At 73.4% G+C, this 1,075-nt stretch carries 1 protein-coding gene; it reads left to right on the forward strand.

The features are described 5' to 3' along the window. Positions 1 to 54: 54 nt before the first annotated feature. Positions 55 to 1,075, forward strand: a 1,021-nt coding sequence (locus tag J0670_RS38550; RefSeq protein ID WP_207817422.1) for an NUDIX hydrolase, incomplete at its 3' end; no start/stop codon positions are given.

A 1,075-nucleotide genomic window follows, 5' to 3' on the forward strand; every position in this document is an offset into this window, starting at 1 on the left:
GGGGGCGCCGCCCGGTGCGAACGGCATCGGAGCAAGTCGAGGGCAGGGGACGTTGTGATCGTCTGGGTCAATGGCACATTCGGGGCGGGCAAGACGAGTGCCTGCCGAGAGCTGGTGGAACTGCTGCCCGGGAGCGTGCTCTTCGATCCCGAGTTGGTGGGCCTCGGCCTGCGCCGGATGCTTCCGGCCGACCGGCTGGCGACGGTGTCCGACTTCCAGGACCTGGCGGCCTGGCGCCGGCTCGTCCCCGAGACGGCGGCGGCTCTGCTCGGTGAGGTCGGCGGCACGCTGGTGGTGCCGATGACCCTGCTCAGAGAGGACTACCGGGACGAGATCTTCGGTGACCTCGCCTCGCACGGGATCGCGGTGCACCACTTCGTGCTGGACCCAGAAGAAACGATCCTGCGCGACCGCATCACGCACCGCGAGGAGTGCCCCGACGATCCGGCGGCCAGCGAGCGGGTCCGCAACTGGTGCCTGGAGCACCTGCCCCGCTACCGCGCCGCCCGCCGCTGGCTGGTCGGCGACGCCCGGATGGTCGACACCAGCGAGCTCACCCCGCGCGAGACCGCGCACCGGATAGCCGAGCTGGTCCGGGTCGGCGACGCGCGCTGCCCGATCGTCCAGAGCCAGGACCCGACCGGGGACACCGTCGCCTCGGCGGTCCTGTTCTTCGACGAGCAGGACCGGGTGCTGCTGGTCGACCCGGTCTACAAGCCCGACTGGGACTTCCCCGGCGGAGTGGTCGAACGCGGCGAGGCCCCCACCGACGCCGCGCTGCGCGAGACCGCCGAGGAACTGGGCCTGCGGCTCGACCCGTCCGTGCTGCGCCTGCTCGCGGTCGACTGGGAGCCGCGCACCGGCCCGCGCCGCGGCGGCCTGCGGCTGATGTACGACGGCGGGCTGCTGGACGACGCCGGGCGGCGGAACCTGCTGTTGCAGCAGGAGGAGCTGCGCGGCTGCCGGTTCGTCACCCTGGACGAAGCGGCCGACCTGCTGCCGCCCAGCCGGTACCGGCGGCTCGCGGCCGCGCTGGACGCGCGGCGCAGCGGGGAGCTGCGGTACCTGGAGGCGG

Source organism: Streptomyces sp. FH025 (genome assembly GCF_017427025.1).
Taxonomy (GTDB): Bacteria; Actinomycetota; Actinomycetes; order Streptomycetales; family Streptomycetaceae; genus Kitasatospora.